Genomic DNA, 11,961 nt, shown 5'->3' on the forward strand with positions numbered 1-11,961 from the left:
ATGGCGGGCATGAAACTGATCGATTACCTGAACACCCATTTCCTGACCCGCGGGCAGCTGCTGGCGCGCTGCGGCATCGACGACGTCCACCTGGGCGAGCTGCAGGAACGCGGCATGATGCCGCGGCCCGCCTACCGCCTGCGTGTCGAGCTCTCCTGCGATTCCTTCTTCGGCCCGCACGGCGAGCAGCACGTGATCGACTGGTACCCGCAAGGTGCGCCCGCCTGGGCCGGCCTGCTGGCAGCGCTGGACGGTCCGCGCGAGGCCTACGCGATCTTCGCCTCGCGCTACCGACGCCGGCTGGCGCGGCTCGGCGACGACGGCCTGCCCGCGGCCGCTGACCAATTGAACGGCGATGCCCACATCGCGTCGGAGTGGCGGCACTTCCTGGACGGTACTTATGGCCTGTGCACCCGCGCCGGGCTGCCGGAAGAGATCGCGGCCAAGGAGGCGGCCATCGTCCTGATCCGCGAACTGACGGCGTTGGGCGCGCAGCAGGGGCTGGATGAGGAACAGCGCCGGCAGCTGGCGGCCGCGGTCGACCTGCTCGACCGCGTCAGCGCGCCCTTCGCCCCGCACGAGGTGGCGCGCAGTTCGCGCCGGCGCTGCGTCGACGAGGTACGCGCCGCCTGGCTGCGCTAGCGCGGGCTCAGCCGCCCAGCGCCTGCTCGATCTTCGACACCAGCGCCGCATCCTGCGGCGTMACCTTGCTCGGGAAGTACTCGAGCACCTTGCCGTTACGGTCGATCAGGTACTTGTTGAAGTTCCATTTCGGCTGGTTGCCGGTTGCCTTGATGAGCTCGGCGTACAGCGGATTCGCGTTCGCGCCGGTCACCTGGGTGCTGGCGAACATCGGGAATTTCACGCCATAGGTGTTGTAGCAGAGGTCGGCGATCTTCTTGGCGTCTTCCGATTCCTGCTTGAAGTCGTTCGACGGGAAGCCCAGCACCACCAGGCCGCGCGCCGCGTACTTGGCGTACAGGGCTTCCAGGCCCTGGTATTGCGGGGTGAAACCACAGTAGCTGGCCGTGTTCACCACCAGCACCACCTTGCCGGCGTACTGGCACAGGTCCTGCGGCGCCTCGTCCTGCAGGCGCTTGAAGGTGTGCTTCAGCACGGCCGGGCAGGATGCCGCGGCCGCCGCGGGCGCCGCCGCGGGGGCGGCGTTCTGGGCCTGGACAGGTGCGGTGGCGGCGGCGGCGGCGCCGAGGGAGAGCAGCAGTGCGATGGTCTTGGACATGGCGGCGAGAAAAGGATTAATAAAATCCCATTCTATTCCACCTTGACCTTCGCGAGGTCGGCCTTCGGCGCCGGCCACGACAGATTCATGGCCTGCATGGTCTCCAACAACAAATGCGCGACGATCAGGTTGCGGTGGGTCTTGGAATCGGCCGGCACGATGTACCAGGGCGCATGGCCGAGGTCGGTCGCGGCGATCGCATCCTCGTAGGCGCGCTGGTAAGCGTCCCATTGCGAGCGCACGGCCAAGTCGGTCGGGTCGAACTTCCAGTGCTTTTCCGGGTCATCCAGGCGTTCCTGCAGCCGCTTCTTCTGCTCCTCCTTCGACAGATGCAGGAAGATCTTGATCACGGTGGTGCCGGATTCCGCCAGCATGCGCTCGAAGTCGCGTATGTGGGCGTAGCGGCGCTTGGTCTCCTTGCCATCGATGTCGCCCAGCACGCGCGGCACCAGCACATCCTCGTAGTGGCTACGGTTGAAGACCGCGATCAGACCGTTGCCGGGCACATGGGCGTGGATGCGCCACAGGAAATCGTGGGCCCGCTCGCGCTCGGTCGGTGCGTTGAAACCGGTTGCCTGGATGCCCATGGGGCTGATCTGAGAAAACAGCGCGCGCGTGGTGCCGTCCTTGCCGGCGGTGTCCATGCCCTGCAGGACCAGCAGCAGTTTCTGCTTGCGGCTGGCGTACAGCATCTCCTGGAAGCGGGCCACCTGGCCGATCAGCTCATCAGTCAGCGCTCGCTCGCGTTGCTTGGCGCCGCCGTTGCCGTTCTTCTCGCGCAGCGGCGTCAGGCCGGCGTCCTCGTCGCGCAGCTCGACCTTCTTCGGCGCGCGGAAGCGCTCGCGGGCGTTCATGCCTGGGCGTCGAGCTTGCGGTGCTCGATCAGCATGCAGTGGTTCATGACGACCTCCAGGCCGGCGGCGCGCGCCAGGTCGGCCGCGGCCTGGTTCTCGATCCCAAGCTGCATCCACAGCACGCCGGCGCGCACGTCGATGGCGTCCTTGGCGACCGGCGGCACGTCCTCGGACTTGCGGAAGACGTCGACCACGTCGATGCGGCGGCCCTCCTTCGCCAGTGCATCGGCGGCTTCCTGCAGCGTGGCGTAGACCGGGCGGCCGAGGATTTGCTGGCCGGCGTAGGCCGGATTCACGGGCAGGATCTCGTAGCCCCGGGATTGCAGGTAGTCGGCCACTTCGTGGCTGGCGCGTTCGGGTTTGTTCGACATGCCGATCACGGCAACGGTCTTGGCGGATTTCAGGATCTGTTCGATGGTTCGCATGCTGGGCTCGCTATGTTATTGTCGCGCCTAGCTTATCAGCTTTATATCGCGCTCCGGCGCATGACCCGCAATGACGATCCGCCCTGCCCTCGCCCTCTCCCTGCTGCTCGCCGCCACCGCCGCCTTCGCCCAGACCTTGCCCGAGGTCGAGCGCAGCATCGTCCCCGTCGCCGCCTGGGGCGGCACCCCGGCCGACCCGGCGCTGGCGCATCGCCAGACCATCACCCACATCACCCTGCACCACCAGGGCGAGCCGTTCAGGCCGGGCACCGATCCGCGCCAGTACCTGCGCAAGCTGCAGACCTGGTCGCGCAACACCAAGCACTGGCTGGACATCCCCTACCACTACATCATCGACCTCGACGGCAATATCTACGAGGGCCGCAAGATCGACTACGCCGGCGACACCAACACGGAATACGATCCGACAGGGCATGCGCTGATCGAGGTGGTCGGCAACTTCGAGGAAGTGGAGCCGAACCGGCAGCAGCTCGATGCCGTGGTGCGGCTGATGGCGATGCTGGCGCATAAATACGATGTGCCGCTGGACAACATCGCCAGCCACCGGGATTTTTCAACACAGACCGTGTGCCCCGGCGCCAACCTGTACCGCTATGTGCAGGACGGCTACTTCAGGCACAAGGTGGCGCTGCGGCTGGCGCAGGAGCAGTCCCGCACGCGCTAGGACCGCACCGCGCCTCAGCCTCCGCAGCTGCTGGTGTCCCACTTCCAGTCGTTGGTGAAGGGGTCGAACACGCGCGGCGCCTGCCATTTCTCGGTGCGGCCATTGGCGAAGGTGCGTACGCAGCTGCCGTTCACGCAGCGGTTGGTGCAGCTCAGGGCCTGGACGGCGCGGGTCGCGACCTGGCGCGCGGGCGCCTTGGCCTTGCGTGCGGCCTCGGTCTGGCTGGCCAGCTTGTCGAAGGAAGCGGGGGCATTGCTCGTGCCCCTGTTGAAGGCCTTGACGGTCAGCTTGCAGGATTCGCCGGGTTTCGCACCCTCCTTGCAATTCGCCATGGCAGCGGCAACCGCGGCTTCCATGCTGGCTTCCATGCGCACCGACGCATAGCTTGCGGATTCGGCCACCGCATAGCCCCACTCACCGAAGTGGGTCTTTACTTCGCACCTGACCGGCTTGCCTTTCTGCTGTTTGGCGCACTCGTCGAGGGCATCGGCCCTGGCGTCGGCTTCGTTGCCGAAGTTGTAGCTGAACTGGGTCGCGACCAGCAGTCCTTTCTCGTCCATGGCATGAGCCCAGGCGCCCCAGCTGCCGCCCGACTCCCAGTACAGGGCCGTGAACCTGCAGTTCTTGTAGTTCTTGCGGCAATCCGCCATCGCCCGGGCGCGGGCTTTTTCGGGCGTATCGTCGGTGGCCGAGAACATGCCGTCGTCGCCCTTGGCCAGGGCGATCGCGCCGGGGACGGTCCGGCTGGTCAGGATCTTGCAGTTGTTGACGCGTTTGCCGCATTCCTCGAGGGCTTCCGCCTTGGCTTCGTCGAGGCTGGCGGCGTTGGTCACGGTATATGTGTAGTTGTCGTCGCCGACGGCCACGGCGGCGGCGCCGAAGGCCGTGGAGGCGGCGCCACCCAGCAGGGCGGCAAACAGGGAGGAACGGATAAGCTGCGGGAAGTTCATTGTGTGCTCTCGTCGGTTGGTTTTGATGACATCCGCATATTGCCAACCGACAACTTCCGGCACCAGTAGGCTTGCGACGAACACGGCATTCCCGGGAATGGATACGGCTTTCCCGGGAATTCGGCGGCGCTACATCTGGCGGAAGGCGTCCTGGCCCTGGTAGCCGGAGCTCACGCTCAGCACCTCGGCACGGCCCCGCAAATGCACCTGCATCTGGCCCTCGCGGCGGTGGACGGCATCGATCCGGCGCCGGTTGACGATGGCGCCGCGGCTGACCTGGATGAATTCCTGCGGGTCGAGCTGCTCCACGAGGTCTTTTACGGGAATGCGGATCAGCGCCTCGGTCTGCGGCGTGACGACCTTGGTGTACTTGGCTTCGGACTGGAAGAAGATCACTTCATCGGTGGTGATCACACGCAGGATGCTGCCGACCGAGGCCTGGATCCAGGACAGGTAGCGCGGCGCCGCCGCCGCCGCGGGCGCCACGGCGGCGGGCGCGGGTGCGATGGCCGGCTGCCGGCGCAGCTGCAGCCGCGAGATCGTCTCCAGCAGGCGGCCCCGGTTGAGCGGCTTGACCAGGTAGTCGACCGCGCCGACGTCGAAGGCGTCCAGGGCATGCTGGTGGTAGGCGGTCAGGAACACGATGACGGTGCCGGGCGGCCGCACGCGCGCCACGTCCAGGCCGCTGGCCTTGGGCATATTGATGTCGAGGAAGGCGATGTCGGGCGCGTGGGTGCGCAGCGCCGCCAGGGCCGCGGCGCCGTCCGCGGTCTCGGCGACGATCTGCAGTTCCGGCCAGAGTTCGGCCAGCGCCTGTTTCAGTTCGGCGCGCAATAAAGGTTCGTCTTCGGCGATCAGGGCTGTGGGCATGGATTACGGAGGTGGTTCGAGGGGAATGACGATGGTGGCGGCAAAGCCGCCGGATGGCGGCGCGCCGACTTCCAGCCAGGCGCGGTTGCCATACATGGCTTCCAGGCGGCGGCGGATGTTCGACAGGCCGACGCCGGTGCCGCCGACGCTCGAGAAGCCGCGGCCGTCGTCGGCCACCGTCAGGCGCAGGCAGGCGTCGTCCGCGGCGGCCGCCAGCGAGATCGTGCCGCGCTCGGCATCGGCCAGGCCGTGCTTGATCGCGTTCTCCACCAGCGAGATCAGCATCGCCGGCGGGAATGGGTGCTCGAGCAGCGCGTCGGTGGCGGTGAAGGTGTAGCCGAGGCGCTCGCCCATCCGGATCTGCATGATCGTCAGGTAGTGGCGCGCCAGGTCCATCTCCTTGCGCACGCTGGAATGCTCGGCCCGCAGGTCGTCCATCGCGCAGCGCAGGTAGGCGATCAGGTGATCGAGCATGTGCTCGCCCGCGCCGACATCCTCGCGGTACAGGTGGCGCACGTTGGCCAGGGAATTGAACAGGAAATGGGGTTCGATCTGGGCCTGCAGGATGCGCAGCTGGGCCTCCACCGCCTGCTCGCGCAGGGCGTCGCGCTGGCGTTCGGCGGACAGCATCGAGAGCTCGGCGCGCAGGGGCTGCAGCAGGTGGGCTTCGATGTACTGCATCTGGGCCACGGCGTCGGCCGGCGGCGCGAACAGATAGCAGCGATAGATGCCGTCGCGCAGCCGGCACTCCACCTCCACTTCCGGCACCGCGTCGCTGCCGGTGCGGAGCGAGACCATCAGCTTGTTCGGGCTGCAGTTCGGCCAGATGAGCTCATAGTGCAGTGCGTTCGCTTCGCGCACCGCGACCAGGCGCGGCAGTCCTCCGGTCAGCGGGCGGTCGAGGCCGGGCGTGCTGCTGTCCATCAGGCGCTCCAGCCGGCGTACCAGCACGTCGTGGACTTCGCCGGCGTCGCCGGACAGGCGGACCGACTTGCGCAGCAGGCTGCCGTCGGCGACACCGGCCAGCGCGCCGGTGGTGTAGCCGAGATGATGCAGGCGCCATACGCCGGTCAGCAGCGCCAGCGCCGGCAGGGTCACGAGATAGCCCAGCATGCCTTGCAGGGCGTCGGGCGCGGTGACGGCCTGGCGTATCCGGGCCTCTGTTTCGACATCGCTGTTCATGAAGATGATCGCAAGCAGCGTCAGGATCGCCACCAGCCAGAAGGCCGTGTGCTCGATGAAGGCCTGCAGCTGCAGGGCAGCCGCATAACGGCAGACCGTCCGTGCGGGCGCCGGCCGCCCCAGACGCACGGCGAATGCGAAATACGCGGCCTGCACCAGCACGAAGCCGAGTACGGCGACGATGGGAGACAGGCTGCGCAGGCTGAGAATGATCATGCCCCATACCACCACCACGATCAGCGACCATGCGGTGAGAAGGCCGACGTTGCGAAGGGTGACTGCGGTATTGCCGCGGAGCCGGAAGAGCGGAAGGGATTTGGAAGAGGACATGGAAGCTATATTTGCATGCAGCAACATTATCTTCCACTTCGATGCGACGTAGGGCACCCGTATGCCGACGGATGCCCGATTTCAGGGAATTCGGCCGGCGTCAAGGCAGCTTCATCCCCTTGATCTCGCGTCCGCCCTGGGCCAGCACCAGCTGCCCGGGCGTCGCATCGTCGAAGCGCAGCTCGGCATCCACCTGGTTCGAAAAGAAAGTCCGCTCGTTCAAGGCGAACACCTCGACCTTCGGCTGGCCGGTGGCCTGGGTCCAGTAGCGGTCGCCGTCGCGGCTGAGTTCGATCGCGAAGTTCGGCGCCAGCTGGTAGCGGCCGGCGTAGGCATCGAATTTCGTGTGATCGATCTTGACGGCCACCCGCGGCGGCGGCGCGTCGCCGGTGCGCGGGCTGACCTGGTCGGAGGTCGGGTTGTGCACCACCAGCTGGGTCGCCCGGCCCTGGGCGTCGCGAGTGAACTCGATTGACTGCAGCGAGCCGGGGATGAAGAAGCCGGTCTCGGAATAGGCTTGCAGGGTCACCGGCGGCCGGCCGGCGCGCTGCAGCACCAGGCGCTCGCCGTCGCGGCGCACGGTGCGGGTGTCGTTCCCCTCGACGCGATAGACGCCGGCATAGGCATCCAGGGTCTTCGCATCCAGTTTGACTTCCTTGTACTCCGGGAAGGGATTGCCGATCGCGATCGCGGCCGCCTTGTACGCCGCCTCCCCTGCCGGCGGCAGGCCGGAATCGACATTGCTCAGTACCGCCACATACAGCTTCTCGGCCGGCAGGCGCAGCGCATAAGTGTTGAAGCCGTTGATGCCGCCGCCATGGCCGATCATCGGGGCGCCGCGCAGCTTGCCGGTCTCCCAGCCGTAGCCGTAGCCGGTGCTGGCGCCGCCGCTCAGGGTATAAGACGTGAAGGCGCGCTGCCAGCTGGCGGACTTCAGCAGCTTGCCGCTGCTGACGGCGGCGTCCCAGCGCGCCAGGTCGTCGACGGTGGAGACCAGGGAGCCGGCCGCATAGGGCTGCGTCATGCTGAGCGGCGCCGCCGGCTTGAAACCATCCGACGCCTTCGAATAGCCGAGCGCGCGCGCCGCCTTGTCGCGCTCGTGGCCTTCGTAGGCAGTGCGCTTCATCCCCAGCGGCACGAAGATGCGCTGCTCGACGAACTTGTCGTAGGTCTGGCCGGACACCTTCTCGATGATGGCGCCCAGCAGGAAGTAGCCGGAGTTGTTGTACCGGTAGCGCGAACCCGGCGCGAATTCCAGCGGATCGTTCTTGAAAGAGTCGACCATCTGCCGCACCGTGAGGTCCTTCTGCATGTTCGCCATGTAGTCCGGCTTGCCGGTATAGCTGACGATGCCCGAGGTATGGGTCAGCAGGTGCTCGATGGTGACCTTCTTGCCCTGGCTCGGATAGTCGGGCAGGTAGACGGTGATGTCGTCGTCCAGCTTGATCTTGCCCTCGTCGACCAGCATCAGGATCGCGGTCGAGGTGAACTGTTTGGTGATCGAGCCCAGGCGCATCGGCGTATCCGGGGCCAGCGGCTGCTTGTGCTCGACGTCGGCCAGCCCGTAGGCCTTGCGCAGGATGGTCTTGCCGTCCTTGACCACGATGACGGTGGCCCCCGGCGCATCGGCTTTATAGGTGGCGGCCAGTACCTGGTCGATGCGCGCCGCCACATCCTGGCCGCCATCCGGCGCAGCGTGGACGAGGGGCGCCGCCAGCAGGATGGCGATGGCGGCGCAGACGGGGGTCGGCTTGAACATGGCGGCTCCTTCTCTCTCGATGGTTGTGGTCGAGACAAGATAGGGGATGTCATTACGTCAAGCAATGATTTTCCGACGAGCGGTGATCGCCGGAGATGAGCGGTCGGATCGGCGGGGCGAATGGGACTGAAAATAAAAAGGCAACCCGCAGGCTGCCTTCCTTTTCAGCGTCGCCAGGCCGGCGCTCCACGGTTCAGGCGGCGCGCTCGTCGCGGTGAGGCAGGCGCCAGTCCTTGCGGATGAAGTGGCAGGTATAGCCATTCGGATGCTTGACCAGGTAATCCTGGTGTTCCGGTTCCGCTTCCCAGAACGAGCCGGCAGCTTTCACTTCGGTCATGACCTTGCCGGGCCAGAGGCCGGAGGCATCGACGTCCTGGATCGTGTCCAGCGCGACCTCCTTCTGCGCGTCGTTGGTATAAAAGATCGCGGAACGGTAGCTGGCGCCGATATCGTTGCCCTGGCGATTGGCCGTGCTGGGGTCGTGGATCTGGAAGAAGAATTCGAGCAGGCGCCGGTAGCTGATTCTCTCCGGGTCGAACACGATCTCGATCGCCTCGGCGTGGGTGCCGTGATTGCGGTAGGTGGCGTTCGGCACGTCGCCGCCGGAATAGCCGACCCGGGTCGACAGCACGCCCGGCATCTTGCGGATCAGGTCTTGCATGCCCCAGAAGCAGCCCCCTGCGAGGATCGCAGTTTCTTGTTTCATGGTCCGTCCTTTCAAGCGATCGTTGTGATCCACGCTAGATGAGGACGAGGGGCCGTATTTCCAGAACCGCCAGCAATAAAAAAGGCAGCCCGCGGGCTGCCTTCTTGTTCATCACACGAAACCGCTAAAAATCAGCGGCCCTTGTGACGCAGCTTGGCGATGGCCGCCAGCTGGGCGATCGCGGCCGCCAGTTCGGCTTGCGCCTTGGCGTAGTCGATCGCGGATTCCTTGTTCAGCATCAGCTCTTCCGCCTGGCGCTTGGCTTCCTGGGCTTTCGCTTCGTCCAGGTCGGCGCCGCGGATGGCGGTGTCGGCCAGGACGGTCACGCCTTTCGGCTGGACTTCCAGGATGCCGCCGGCGACGAAGACGAATTCTTCTTCGGTACGGCCCGGCACTTTGATGCGCACGGCGCCCGGACGGATGCGCGTGATCAAGGGGGTGTGCATCGGGTAGATACCCAGCTCACCCGATTCACCCGGCAACGCGACGAACTCGGCTTCGCCCGAAAAGATCTGCTCTTCGGCCGAGACGACGTCAACGTGAATGGTATTTGCCATGTGTGTCCCTTAAAGGAGGCCGCTTAGGCAGCCAGCTTCTTGGCCTTCTCGATCGCTTCTTCGATGGTGCCGACCATGTAGAACGCCTGCTCCGGCAGGTGGTCCAGTTCGCCCGACGCGATCATCTTGAAGCCCTTGATCGTGTCTTTCAGCGAAACGTACTTGCCCGGTGCGCCGGTGAACACTTCAGCGACGTGGAACGGCTGCGACAGGAAACGCTGCATCTTGCGGGCGCGTGCGACGACCAGCTTGTCTTCCGGTGCCAGTTCGTCCATGCCCAGAATCGCGATGATGTCACGCAGTTCCTTGTAGCGCTGCAGGGTGCCCTGCACGGCGCGCGCGGTGGCGTAGTGCTCTTCACCGACGACCAGCGGGTCCAGCTGGCGCGAGGTCGAGTCCAGCGGGTCCACTGCCGGGTAGATACCCAGCGAAGCGATGTCACGCGACAGAACGACGGTCGAGTCCAGGTGGGCGAAGGTGGTTGCCGGCGACGGGTCGGTCAAGTCGTCCGCAGGGACGTACACGGCCTGGATCGAGGTGATCGAACCGGTCTTGGTCGAGGTGATGCGCTCTTGCAGGCGGCCCATCTCTTCGGCCAGGGTCGGCTGGTAGCCCACTGCCGACGGCATACGGCCCAGCAGTGCCGAGACTTCGGTACCGGCCAGGGTGTAGCGGTAGATGTTGTCGACGAAGAACAGAACGTCTTTACCCTCGTCACGGAAGGCTTCGGCCATGGTCAGGCCGGTCAGCGCGACGCGCAGACGGTTGCCCGGCGGTTCGTTCATCTGGCCGTAGACCATCGCGACCTTCGAGTTGCCCAGGTTGTCCAGATCGACGACCTTGGCATCGGCCATTTCGTGGTAGAAGTCGTTACCTTCACGGGTACGCTCACCCACGCCGGCGAACACGGACAGACCCGAGTGCGCTTTAGCGATGTTGTTGATCAGTTCCATCATGTTGACGGTCTTGCCGACGCCGGCGCCGCCGAACAGGCCGACCTTACCGCCTTTGGCGAACGGGCAGACCAGGTCGATCACCTTGATGCCGGTTTCCAGCAGGTCCTGCGACGGCGACAGCTCGTCGTAGGCCGGTGCGGTGCGGTGGATCGATGCGGTGCGCTCGGCGTTGACCGGGCCGCGCTCGTCGATCGGGTTGCCCAGCACGTCCATGATGCGGCCCAGGGTCGCGTTGCCAACCGGCACCATGATCGGGTTGCCGGTGTTCTGGATAATCATGCCGCGACGCAGGCCTTCCGAGCTGCCCAGCGCAATGGTACGGACGATGCCGTCGCCCAGCTGCTGCTGGACTTCCAGGGTCAGTTCGGAGCCTTCCATTTTCAGTGCGTCGTACACTTTCGGCATTGCGTTGCGCGGGAATTCCACGTCAACCACGGCGCCGATACACTGAACGATTTTGCCATCAGCCATGTTCGTTCCTTCAGATATAGTTTTAATTTCGTTTCGAGAGGTCGTTGATTCAGCTTAGCTGCCGCTTTTAAGCGCTGATTGCAGCTGCGCCCGACACGATCTCGGAGAGTTCTTTCGTGATCGCTGCCTGGCGGGTCTTGTTGTAGACCAGCTTCAGCTCGCCGATGACGTTGCCCGCGTTGTCGGTTGCGGCCTTCATCGCCACCATGCGCGCCGACTGCTCGGACGCCAGGTTCTCGGCCACCGACTGGTAGATCAGCGCTTCGACGTAGCGCATCAGCAGCTCGTCGATGACGACTTGCGCGTCCGGCTCGTAGATGTAGTCCCACGAGTGGCCGCCTTCGTCCGCCTTCAGGTGCCCGGCCGGCAGCGGGAGCAGCTGCTCGACCACCGGTTCCTGGCGCATGGTGTTGATGAACTTGGTGTAGCACAGGTACACCGCGTCCAGCTGACCATCCTGGTAAGCGTCGAGCATGACCTTGATCGGGCCGATCAGCTTTTCCAGGTGCGGGGTGTCGCCGATTTGCGTGACACTCGAAACGACCTTCACGCCGATGCGGTTCAGGAAGCCCAGACCTTTGTTGCCGATTGCAACGACTTCAATGCGATTGCCCGCGGCTTCCAGCTCGCGGGTCTTCTGCGTCACCTGGCGCAGCACGTTGGTGTTCATGCCGCCGCACAGACCCTTGTCGGTCGTGACGACGATGAAGCCGACGGCTTTCGCTTTCGTGTCCTTGGCATTCGCCATGAACGCGTGGGTGTACTCCGGGTTCGCAGTGGCGAGGTTGGCCGTGATGTTGCGGACCTTCTCGCTGTAGGGACGGGCGGCGCGCATCCGGTCCTGCGCCTTGCGCATCTTGGACGCGGCGACCATTTCCATCGCCTTGGTGATCTTCTTCGTATTTTCTACGCTTTTGATCTTGCCACGTATCTCTTTGCCTGCTGCCATGAGCCCTTACTCCTTATAGGGACCGGG

The 11,961-nt window shown here is 65.2% G+C and carries 13 protein-coding genes; 2 read left to right on the forward strand and 11 right to left on the reverse strand.

Annotated elements, in window-relative coordinates:
- The first annotated feature begins 9 nt into the window (after positions 1–9).
- On the forward strand, positions 10–642 hold the full coding sequence (locus AB4Z32_RS21410; RefSeq protein WP_442123888.1) for a DUF6058 family natural product biosynthesis protein: 633 nt from the start codon (positions 10–12) through the stop codon (positions 640–642).
- 7 nt (positions 643–649) lie between these two features.
- Here the strand turns inward: AB4Z32_RS21410 and AB4Z32_RS21415 are convergent, their stop codons facing one another.
- From AB4Z32_RS21415 to AB4Z32_RS21425, 3 genes are read right to left on the reverse strand one after another with little or no spacing between them, the layout of a single operon-like run.
- A complete protein-coding gene (locus AB4Z32_RS21415; protein ID WP_442123889.1) occupies positions 650–1,240 on the reverse strand; it encodes a glutathione peroxidase in 591 nt (196 codons plus the stop codon).
- A 32-nt stretch (positions 1,241–1,272) separates the two neighbouring features.
- Entirely contained in the window at positions 1,273–2,094 is an 822-nt protein-coding gene (locus tag AB4Z32_RS21420) for a PPK2 family polyphosphate kinase (protein WP_442123890.1), read from the reverse strand.
- Positions 2,091–2,519, reverse strand: a complete 429-nt coding sequence (locus tag AB4Z32_RS21425; protein WP_442123891.1) for a CoA-binding protein — start codon at positions 2,517–2,519, stop codon at positions 2,091–2,093. Before AB4Z32_RS21425 ends, AB4Z32_RS21420 begins: the two co-directional genes overlap by 4 nt.
- 70 nt (positions 2,520–2,589) lie before the next feature.
- Here AB4Z32_RS21425 and AB4Z32_RS21430 point away from each other — a divergent pair, with 70 nt between their 5' ends.
- The gene (locus AB4Z32_RS21430; protein ID WP_442123892.1) at positions 2,590–3,204 is read left to right on the forward strand and encodes a peptidoglycan recognition protein family protein; all 615 of its coding nucleotides are present in this window, start codon (positions 2,590–2,592) and stop codon (positions 3,202–3,204) included.
- Between the two features lie 14 nt (positions 3,205–3,218).
- Here the strand turns inward: AB4Z32_RS21430 and AB4Z32_RS21435 are convergent, their stop codons facing one another.
- The 8 genes from AB4Z32_RS21435 to atpG all read right to left on the reverse strand — a co-directional run bounded on the left by AB4Z32_RS21435 (position 3,219) and on the right by atpG (position 11,934).
- On the reverse strand, positions 3,219–4,154 hold the full coding sequence (locus tag AB4Z32_RS21435; RefSeq protein WP_442123893.1) for a DUF4189 domain-containing protein: 936 nt from the start codon (positions 4,152–4,154) through the stop codon (positions 3,219–3,221).
- A gap of 129 nt (positions 4,155–4,283) precedes the next feature.
- On the reverse strand, positions 4,284–5,024 hold the full coding sequence (locus AB4Z32_RS21440; protein WP_442123894.1) for a LytR/AlgR family response regulator transcription factor: 741 nt from the start codon (positions 5,022–5,024) through the stop codon (positions 4,284–4,286).
- A 3-nt stretch (positions 5,025–5,027) separates the two neighbouring features.
- Positions 5,028–6,536, reverse strand: a complete 1,509-nt coding sequence (locus AB4Z32_RS21445) for a sensor histidine kinase (RefSeq protein ID WP_442123895.1) — start codon at positions 6,534–6,536, stop codon at positions 5,028–5,030.
- Between the two features lie 100 nt (positions 6,537–6,636).
- Entirely contained in the window at positions 6,637–8,295 is a 1,659-nt protein-coding gene (locus AB4Z32_RS21450) for a serine hydrolase (protein WP_442123896.1), read from the reverse strand.
- A 193-nt stretch (positions 8,296–8,488) separates the two neighbouring features.
- Positions 8,489–9,001: a peptide-methionine (S)-S-oxide reductase MsrA gene (gene msrA, locus AB4Z32_RS21455; RefSeq protein WP_442123897.1), complete on the reverse strand. Its 513-nt coding sequence runs from the start codon at positions 8,999–9,001 to the stop codon at positions 8,489–8,491.
- Between the two features lie 131 nt (positions 9,002–9,132).
- A complete protein-coding gene (locus AB4Z32_RS21460) occupies positions 9,133–9,558 on the reverse strand; it encodes a F0F1 ATP synthase subunit epsilon (protein ID WP_442123898.1) in 426 nt (141 codons plus the stop codon).
- A gap of 23 nt (positions 9,559–9,581) precedes the next feature.
- Positions 9,582–10,985, reverse strand: a complete 1,404-nt coding sequence (atpD, locus tag AB4Z32_RS21465; RefSeq protein ID WP_442123899.1) for a F0F1 ATP synthase subunit beta — start codon at positions 10,983–10,985, stop codon at positions 9,582–9,584.
- A 67-nt stretch (positions 10,986–11,052) separates the two neighbouring features.
- On the reverse strand, positions 11,053–11,934 hold the full coding sequence (gene atpG, locus AB4Z32_RS21470; protein ID WP_442123900.1) for a F0F1 ATP synthase subunit gamma: 882 nt from the start codon (positions 11,932–11,934) through the stop codon (positions 11,053–11,055).
- Positions 11,935–11,961 lie beyond the last annotated feature (27 nt).

Origin of the sequence: Massilia sp. 2TAF26 (assembly GCF_052115005.1) — a bacterium.
Classification (GTDB): domain Bacteria; phylum Pseudomonadota; class Gammaproteobacteria; order Burkholderiales; family Burkholderiaceae_D; genus Telluria.

Coding starts and splice junctions, on each gene's coding strand:
- AB4Z32_RS21410 (WP_442123888.1), top strand. CDS start 10: ATGAAACTGATCGATTACCTGAACACCCATTTCCTGACCCGCGGGCAG.
- AB4Z32_RS21420 (WP_442123890.1), bottom strand. CDS start 2,094: ATGAACGCCCGCGAGCGCTTCCGCGCGCCGAAGAAGGTCGAGCTGCGC.
- AB4Z32_RS21425 (WP_442123891.1), bottom strand. CDS start 2,519: ATGCGAACCATCGAACAGATCCTGAAATCCGCCAAGACCGTTGCCGTG.
- AB4Z32_RS21430 (WP_442123892.1), top strand. CDS start 2,590: ATGACGATCCGCCCTGCCCTCGCCCTCTCCCTGCTGCTCGCCGCCACC.
- AB4Z32_RS21435 (WP_442123893.1), bottom strand. CDS start 4,154: ATGAACTTCCCGCAGCTTATCCGTTCCTCCCTGTTTGCCGCCCTGCTG.
- AB4Z32_RS21440 (WP_442123894.1), bottom strand. CDS start 5,024: ATGCCCACAGCCCTGATCGCCGAAGACGAACCTTTATTGCGCGCCGAA.
- AB4Z32_RS21445 (WP_442123895.1), bottom strand. CDS start 6,536: ATGTCCTCTTCCAAATCCCTTCCGCTCTTCCGGCTCCGCGGCAATACC.
- AB4Z32_RS21450 (WP_442123896.1), bottom strand. CDS start 8,295: ATGTTCAAGCCGACCCCCGTCTGCGCCGCCATCGCCATCCTGCTGGCG.
- msrA (WP_442123897.1), bottom strand. CDS start 9,001: ATGAAACAAGAAACTGCGATCCTCGCAGGGGGCTGCTTCTGGGGCATG.
- AB4Z32_RS21460 (WP_442123898.1), bottom strand. CDS start 9,558: ATGGCAAATACCATTCACGTTGACGTCGTCTCGGCCGAAGAGCAGATC.
- atpD (WP_442123899.1), bottom strand. CDS start 10,985: ATGGCTGATGGCAAAATCGTTCAGTGTATCGGCGCCGTGGTTGACGTG.
- atpG (WP_442123900.1), bottom strand. CDS start 11,934: ATGGCAGCAGGCAAAGAGATACGTGGCAAGATCAAAAGCGTAGAAAAT.